We start from the raw sequence: 7,150 nt of genomic DNA on the forward strand, positions 1-7,150 counted from the left end.
GCGGGAGGCAGTGCGTCAAGGCCGGTTGACACCGGCGCTCGTGTCAAGCAAGGTTGACGCATGACGAGCACCGACCGCCCCGGCGACGCCGCCGGCACCCTGGCCGCCGCAGCGGCCGGCGACCCCAGCACCGGACTGCGCGCCGTGCGCTCCCTGCGCGTGCTCGCCGACCGGCTCGAGGCCCTCCAGGTCGCCCGGGCCCGCGAGCTCGGCTGGTCCTGGCAGGACATCGCGGACGCGCTCGGCGTCAGCCGCCAGGCCGTCCACCAGAAGCACCACCGCCGCTGACCCCCGCACGACCGAGGAGACCGTCATGTTCGAGAGGTTCACCGCCGGCGCCCGGCAGTCCGTCGTCCAGGCGCAGGAGATCGCCCGCGACCTGGGCGACACCCGCATCACCCCCGCACACCTCGTCGTGGCGGTCGCCTCCGTCGACGACCCGGCCGCCGCCGCGCTCGCGGCGCACGGGGCGGACCGGCAGACGCTGCTGGACCGGTTCGACCGCGACGGCCTCGACCCCGCGGCGCTCGCCGCCCTGGGCATCGACCTGGACGCGGTGCGCCGGCAGGCGGACACCGTGTTCGGCGCGGGCGCGCTGGACCGGGCCGACACGCGCGGCCGCCGCCCGACCGGGCACCTCCCGTTCACCCGGGAGGCGAAGAAGACCCTGGAGGTCGCGCTCCGCGAGGCGATCCGGCTCGGGCACAAGCGGATCGAGGCCGGGCACGTGCTGCTCGCCGTGGTCCGGCTGACCGACACGGACGGCCACGCGCTGCTGCTCCGGTGCGGCGTCGACCCCCGCGCGCTGGCGGCGGACGTCACGTCCCGGATCGCGGCGAGCACCGCGGCCTGAGTCCCGCACCGCCTGGCTCGGCAACGGCGGGCGGGCCCGCGGGTCAGGCGGCCCGGACCGCGGGCCAGGCGGGCGGGTGCGCGGGTCAGGCGGTCGGGACCGGGTAGCCCTCGGACGGCTGCACGACCACGAAGCCCGGGCCGTGGAACGCGTACTGGAACGCCTCGCCGGAGCCGCCGCGCAGCATCGAGCTCATGTTCATGCTGGACACCACGCCGGGCGTGAGGTTCGCCGACCAGCACACGGCGGCGTTCGGGTCGACGAACGTCGGCTGCTGCGAGCAGTCCAGGATCATCGGCTGGCCGTGCGACGTGAGCGCGACCATGCCGTGCCCCTGGATCAGGGTGTTGAAGAACCCGCCGGTCATCATCCCGGCGCCCTTCGTGCGGTGGATGTCCCACTGCAGCTCCGCGTCGAGCACCAGCAGCGACGAGCCGCCGACGCTGATCGCGTCGCCCTCGAGCTGCAGCAGGAAGACGTGCTCGGCGGCGCGCGCGAAGAACACCTCGCCGGGGCCGGACACCCGCATCAGCGCCTGGTCGTCGGCGCTGACCGCGCGCTTCACGAACCGGGCCAGCGAGCCGGACGACTCGTGGTGGAACTGCACCTGGCCCTGGTGGGCGACCATCGCGCCCTTCGCCGCGAGCACGTCCGGGCCGAGCGTCACCTTGAGCATCTTGTCGCTCTGGAGGGCGTAGCGGTCGGCGGTCTGGACCTCGGTGTTGACCTGGTCGAACAGGGGGCTGCGCATGACCCGATCATGCCGGACACGCGTCCCCGGGTCGTCCGTCTCGCGACGGATCCGCCTCAGAGCTTCGTGACCGGCGAGTACCGCAGCAGCAGCCGCTTCGTGCCCTCGGAGCCGAAGTCGACCTTCGCCACCGCGTTCGGGCCGCCGCCCTCGACCAGCACCACGGTGCCCAGGCCGTACGCGTCGTGCGTCACCCGGTCGCCGACGGCCAGCGTCGGGATGGCCGAGTCCGGGCGCGGGGTCGCGGAGCCGAAGGTGGCGCCGCCGGAGCCGGGGGCCTTCTTCGGGGCGGCGTCGGCCGCCCGGGAGGCCGCCGAGCTCTTCTTCCAGCTGCCGGAGCCTCCGGAGCCGCCGGACCCGGAGCCGTAGCCGCCGGAGCCCGCCGCGTACCCGGACCGCCCGCCGAGGAACCCGCCCGGGCCGCGGAGCCGGTCGTTGCTCGACTCCCGGCGGCGCCAGTCCAGCAGCTCGTCCGGCAGGTCGTCGAGGAACCGGCTCGGCGGGAACTCGTTCGGCACGCCCCACGCGGTCCGCACCGCGGCGCGGGAGATGTACAGGCGCTGGCGGGCGCGGGTCAGGCCGACGTAGGCCAGGCGCCGCTCCTCCGCCAGCTGGTCGGTGTCGGCGAGCGACCGCATGTGCGGGAACGTGCCGTCCTCCATGCCGGTGAGGAACACCACGGGGAACTCCAGGCCCTTCGCGGTGTGGAGCGTCATGAGCGTGACGACGCCCTGGTCCGGCTTCGCGTCGTCCCCGCCGTCGTCGGACGGGATCTGGTCGGAGTCGGCCACGAGGGACACGCGCTCGAGGAAGTCCGCGAGGTCCCCCTCGGGCTCGGCCTGCTCGAACTCGCTCGCGACGGCGTGCAGCTCCGCGAGGTTCTCCACGCGGGTCTGGTCCTGCGGGTCCTCGCTGGCGCGGAGCTCCGCGAGGTAGCCGCTGCGGTCCAGGACGACGCTGAGGATCTCGGACGGGCCGGCGCCGGACTCGGCGAGCGCGCGCAGGTCGGACATCATCTCGGCGAACGCCCGCAGCCCGGTGACCGCGCGGGTGCCGAGCCCCGGCACCTCGTCGACGCGGTCGAGCGCGGCGCCGAACGAGATCCGCTCCCGCTCGCCGAACGCCGCGACCATCGACTCGGACCGGTCGCCGAGCCCCCGCTTGGGCACGTTGAGGATCCGGCGCAGGTTCACGTCGTCGTCGGGGTTCGCGATGGCCCGCAGGTACGCGACCGCGTCCTTGATCTCGCGCCGCTCGTAGAAGCGCGTGCCGCCGACGACCTTGTACGGCAGGCCGACCCGGATCAGCACCTCCTCCAGCGCGCGGGACTGCGCGTTGGCGCGGTAGAAGATCGCGACGTCGCCGGGCCGCACGCCGTCGGAGTCGCCGAGGCGGTCGATCTCCTCCGCGACGAACCGCGCCTCCTCGTGCTCGTTGTCCGCGACGTAGGCGACGATCTTCGGGCCGGAGCCGGAGTCGGTCCACAGGCGCTTCGCCTGACGGCCCGGGTTCCGGCTGATGACCGCGTTGGCGGCGGACAGGATGTTCTGCGTGGAGCGGTAGTTCTGCTCCAGCTTGATGGTCGTGGCGTCCGGGTAGTCGGCCTCGAACTCCATGATGTTGCGGATGCTCGCGCCGCGGAACGCGTAGATCGACTGGTCGGCGTCGCCCACGACCGTGAGCTCGCCGCGCGGGACGTCGCCCTCGTCGGACCCGGCGCCCGCGAGCTCCCGGACCAGGACGTACTGGGCGTGGTTGGTGTCCTGGTACTCGTCGACCAGCACGTGCCGGAACCGGCGCCGGTAGTGCTCGGCCACCGCCGGGAACGCCTGCAGCAGGTTGACCGTCGTCATGATGAGGTCGTCGAAGTCGAGGGCGTTGGCCTGCCGGAGCCGCTGCTGGTACCGGGTGTAGACCTGCGCGAGCGCCTGGTCGAAGTCGTTCCCGGACGACCCGCCGGAGGTCGAGGCGAACTCGTCGGGGTCGACCAGCTCGTCCTTGAGGTTCGAGATCTTCGACGCCAGGGCCTTCGGCGGGTAGCGCTTCGGGTCGAGGTCGAGCTCCCGGGCCACGAGCGTCAGCAGCCGCTGCGAGTCGGCCGCGTCGTAGATCGAGAACGACGACCGCAGCCCGAGCGTGGCGGCCTCCCGGCGCAGGATCCGCACGCACGCCGAGTGGAACGTCGACACCCACATCGCCCGCGCGGACGGCCCCACCAGCGACGCGACGCGCTCGCGCATCTCCGCGGCGGCCTTGTTCGTGAAGGTGATCGCGAGGATCTCCCCCGCGCGCGCCTGCCGCGTCGCCAGCAGGTGCGCGATCCGGTGGGTCAGGACGCGCGTCTTGCCCGAGCCGGCGCCCGCGACGATCAGCAGCGGCCCGCCGTGGTGCAGCACGGCCGCGCGCTGCTGCGGGTTCAGCCCCACCAGCAGCGCGTCCGCGTCGACCGACGGGGCGCGGCGGGATCCCGTGTCGCGGGCGTGGTCGGCGGCGGGCTCGCCACCGGCGGCGTCGTCACGGGCGTCCGAGCGCGGCGGCACGGCGGCCGGCAGGCGGCCCAGGTCGGACAGGGCGAGGCCGGGCAGGTGGGGGCTGGGGAGGTTCTCGAAGAGCGACGTCATGGCAGGAACAAGCCTAGGCTCCCCCACCGACACCACGTGCCGCCTCAGGTGACGACCAGGCCGACCACCCACGCCAGCGTCGCGACCAGCGCCCCCGCCAGCTCGATGAGGATCGTGATCCCCGTCGCCTTGATCGCCGCGACGGTGGCCCGCCACGCCTCCGGGTGCCCGTGCCGCTCCTGCAGCCGCTCGGCGAGGTACACCCCGCCGACGAAGCCGACGGGCAGCCCGACCACCGGGATGACGAAGAACCCGACGACGCCGAGCAGCCCGCCCCACGCGAGGGTGCGGTTCCGCAGCCCCGTGCGGGTCAGGTACCGGCCGGCGACCAGGTACTTCGCGACCCCCGACACGACGGTGGCCGCGACCGCGACGCCCAGCACGACCCAGGCGGCCGTCCCGCCCGTCACGACAGCCCAGACGGCGACGGCACCGAGCACGACGAGCGCGCCCGGCAGCACCTGCACCACGACCCCGAGCAGGCCGACCAGGATCGCCAGGCCGACGAGGACCTCGCCGGGACCGCTCACGCGCTCAGCGCCACAGCACGGCGACGAGGATGTTCACCACGGTCAGGCCCAGCGTCGCCCCGACCAGCCCCTTCGTCACCCTGTCCGGGCGCCGCGTGCCGTACCAGACGAGGCCGGTGACGACGAGCGCGACGACGAGCTTGACGCCGATCTTCGCGTTGTCCGGCGGCTCGAGGTCGCCGACCTCGGCCGACCGCAGGCCGACCATGACCAGGCCCGTCACCAGCGCCGTCAGCGCGCCGTGCAGCGCCCCCTTCGGGAACGCGGGCGTCCGCAGCGTCACCAGGCAGCCGCCCAGCACGATCGCCCAGCCGATCAGGTGCAGCACGACCAGCAGGCCGTACACGATGTCCATGCGCAGATCTCTCCCTCGGTGCTCGCGCGCCGCGTCCGGGCGCCGTCACGAGGATCCCATGCCCGCCGGAGCCGCCCGGCGCCGGCGGGCGCGACGCCTCACAGCAGGCGCCGTGCCGCCGCCCAGCGCGTGAGCTCGTGCCGCGACGAGAGCTGCAGCTTGCGCAGCACCGCGGACACGTGGGTCTCGACCGTCTTGATGGAGATGAACAGCTCGCCAGCGACCTCCCGGTAGGAGTACCCGCGGGCGATGAGCCGCATGACCTCCCGCTCCCGGGCGGACAGCCGGTCCAGCTCGTCGTCGCCGGTGGCCACGTCACCGGCCGCGGTGCCGAACGCGTCGAGCACGAAGCCGGCGAGCCGCGGGGAGAACACGGCGTCGTCGCCGGCCACGCGCAGCACGGCGTCGCAGAGGTCCGGGCCGGAGATCGCCTTGGTGACGTACCCGCGGGCGCCGGCCCGGATCACCGCGACGACGTCCTCGGCGGCGTCCGACACCGACAGCGCGAGGAACCGCGTGCCGCCGAGCAGGTCGGTGCAGGCCTTGATCACCTCGGCGCCGCCACCGCCGTCCCCGCCGGGCAGGTGGACGTCGAGCAGCACCACCGGGGGGCGCGTGGCGCGCACCACCTGCACGGCCTCGTCGACCGTGCTGGCCTCGCCGACCACCCGCACCCGGTCGTCGAGCGAGGCCTTCACGCCCGCGCGGAACATCAGGTGGTCGTCGACCAGCACCACGTCGACCGGAGCGTCACTCATGCCTGCATCGTCCTCTCGTCCTGCGCCCTGCCGGGCTGGTCAGGGGTGGCGCCGCCCTCGGCCGCGGCCGGGGCCGCCGCCGCGTGCTGCACCGGCATCCGCAGCCGCACCTCGGTGCCGCCGCCGTCCTTGCACACGACCGTCGCGCGGCCCCCGCGGCGGCGCACGCGCCCGAGGATCGACTCGCGGACCCCGAACCGGTCGGCGGGCACCGCGTCGGGGTCGAAGCCGTCGCCGCGGTCGCGCACGAACACCTCGACCTCCTCGGGCCCGGCCTCCAGGTACAGGGACACCGGCGGGCGGCCGTGGCGCACCGCGTTGAGCAGCGCCTCCCGCGTCGCCTGCAGCAGCGCGTCGGTGCTCGCGTCCGGCTCGGTGTCGCCGACGACGACGGTCTCGATGGTGACCGCCTCCCCGTCGGGCCCGGTGCGCGTGTCCTCGATCTCGGCGACGATCGCCGCGAGCACCGCGGCCACGGAGGTGCCGGGCTCCGGGCGGTCGTCGTACAGCCACGCCCGCAGCTCGCGCTCCTGCGCGCGGGCCATCCGCGCCACCTCGGTGGGGTCGTCGGCGCGGGCGCGGATCAGGGCGAGGGTCTGCAGCACGGAGTCGTGCAGGTGCGCGGCGATGTCCGCCCGCTCCGACTCCCGCGCGCGGGCGGCGCGCTCGTCGCCGAGCTCGCGGACCAGCCGCAGCCACCACGGGGCGAGCACCAGCGCGACGCCGCCGAGCACCGCGACCGCCGCGATGGTGGACTGCACCAGCGCGCCGGGCGCCGCCTCCTGGCCGACGAGCAGCAGCACCCCGACGCCGGCGATGACCAGCCCGCCCGCCAGCCGCAGGATGCTCACCGGCCCGCGGGCGCCGCGCCGGCCCCGCTGCACGGCGTCGAGCTGGCTCCACGCGAGCGCGGCCCCGGCGACGAGCAGCAGCACCGGCACGACCCAGCTCCCCGCGAGGTCGGTGCCCGTCCGGGCGATGAGCATGGCGGCGGCCCCGGCGAGCAGCGCGACCCCGACGGCGATCTCCGTCCACGGCAGCCGGCGCAGCCGCAGGACCGTCTCGCTCTCCTGCGGGCGCGCCAGCCGGGACAGCGCGGCGGGCCGCCCGCCCCCCCCCCCCGCCCCCCCGGCCCCGCCCCGCCCCCGGCCGCCCCCCCGAACCCGAGCAGCAGCCCGCTGAGCCCGCCGGGGGTCCGCGCCGCCGTGCCGGCCAGGAGCGGCGCGACGAACGTGTAGGCCGCGAAGTGCCCGACCAGCAGCAGCCCGCCGAGGGCCGCGGT

At 75.1% G+C, this 7,150-nt stretch carries 8 protein-coding genes; 2 read left to right on the forward strand and 6 right to left on the reverse strand.

The window, feature by feature from the left end; genetic code table 11:
• Positions 1 to 60 precede the first annotated feature (60 nt).
• Both QNH85_RS19825 and QNH85_RS19830 read left to right on the forward strand, forming a co-directional pair.
• Positions 61 to 288 (forward strand): helix-turn-helix domain-containing protein, encoded by a 228-nt coding sequence (locus tag QNH85_RS19825; RefSeq protein WP_282949173.1) that lies wholly within the window; start codon positions 61 to 63, stop codon positions 286 to 288.
• A 25-nt stretch (positions 289 to 313) separates the two neighbouring features.
• Entirely contained in the window at positions 314 to 853 is a 540-nt protein-coding gene (locus tag QNH85_RS19830) for a Clp protease N-terminal domain-containing protein (RefSeq protein ID WP_282949175.1), read from the forward strand.
• Positions 854 to 938: 85 nt separating this feature from the next.
• Here QNH85_RS19830 and QNH85_RS19835 read toward each other — a convergent pair whose 3' ends face one another.
• From QNH85_RS19835 to QNH85_RS19860, 6 genes are all read right to left on the reverse strand, one after another.
• On the reverse strand, positions 939 to 1,604 hold the full coding sequence (locus QNH85_RS19835) for an AIM24 family protein (protein ID WP_282949177.1): 666 nt from the start codon (positions 1,602 to 1,604) through the stop codon (positions 939 to 941).
• Between the two features lie 56 nt (positions 1,605 to 1,660).
• A complete protein-coding gene (gene pcrA / locus QNH85_RS19840; protein WP_282949179.1) occupies positions 1,661 to 4,225 on the reverse strand; it encodes a DNA helicase PcrA in 2,565 nt (854 codons plus the stop codon).
• Positions 4,226 to 4,269: 44 nt separating this feature from the next.
• On the reverse strand, positions 4,270 to 4,755 hold the full coding sequence (locus tag QNH85_RS19845) for a DUF456 domain-containing protein (protein WP_282949181.1): 486 nt from the start codon (positions 4,753 to 4,755) through the stop codon (positions 4,270 to 4,272).
• A 4-nt stretch (positions 4,756 to 4,759) separates the two neighbouring features.
• Positions 4,760 to 5,110: a hypothetical protein gene (locus tag QNH85_RS19850; RefSeq protein WP_282949183.1), complete on the reverse strand. Its 351-nt coding sequence runs from the start codon at positions 5,108 to 5,110 to the stop codon at positions 4,760 to 4,762.
• A gap of 98 nt (positions 5,111 to 5,208) precedes the next feature.
• Positions 5,209 to 5,868, reverse strand: a complete 660-nt coding sequence (locus QNH85_RS19855; RefSeq protein ID WP_213283897.1) for a LuxR C-terminal-related transcriptional regulator — start codon at positions 5,866 to 5,868, stop codon at positions 5,209 to 5,211.
• Positions 5,865 to 6,854, reverse strand: a complete 990-nt coding sequence (locus QNH85_RS19860) for a sensor histidine kinase (protein ID WP_346016358.1) — start codon at positions 6,852 to 6,854, stop codon at positions 5,865 to 5,867. Before QNH85_RS19860 ends, QNH85_RS19855 begins: the two co-directional genes overlap by 4 nt.
• Positions 6,855 to 7,150: the final 296 nt, after the last annotated feature.

Origin of the sequence: Cellulomonas endometrii, assembly GCF_949769265.1 — a bacterium.
GTDB classification, from domain to species: Bacteria; Actinomycetota; Actinomycetes; order Actinomycetales; family Cellulomonadaceae; genus Cellulomonas; species Cellulomonas endometrii.

Excerpts from the sequence above, each read along its gene's own strand:
- QNH85_RS19825 (WP_282949173.1), top strand. The coding sequence starts at position 61 with ATGACGAGCACCGACCGCCCCGGCGACGCCGCCGGCACCCTGGCCGCC.
- QNH85_RS19830 (WP_282949175.1), top strand. The coding sequence starts at position 314 with ATGTTCGAGAGGTTCACCGCCGGCGCCCGGCAGTCCGTCGTCCAGGCG.
- QNH85_RS19835 (WP_282949177.1), bottom strand. The coding sequence starts at position 1,604 with ATGCGCAGCCCCCTGTTCGACCAGGTCAACACCGAGGTCCAGACCGCC.
- pcrA (WP_282949179.1), bottom strand. The coding sequence starts at position 4,225 with ATGACGTCGCTCTTCGAGAACCTCCCCAGCCCCCACCTGCCCGGCCTC.
- QNH85_RS19850 (WP_282949183.1), bottom strand. The coding sequence starts at position 5,110 with ATGGACATCGTGTACGGCCTGCTGGTCGTGCTGCACCTGATCGGCTGG.
- QNH85_RS19855 (WP_213283897.1), bottom strand. The coding sequence starts at position 5,868 with ATGAGTGACGCTCCGGTCGACGTGGTGCTGGTCGACGACCACCTGATG.
- QNH85_RS19860 (WP_346016358.1), bottom strand. The coding sequence starts at position 6,854 with ATGCTCATCGCCCGGACGGGCACCGACCTCGCGGGGAGCTGGGTCGTG.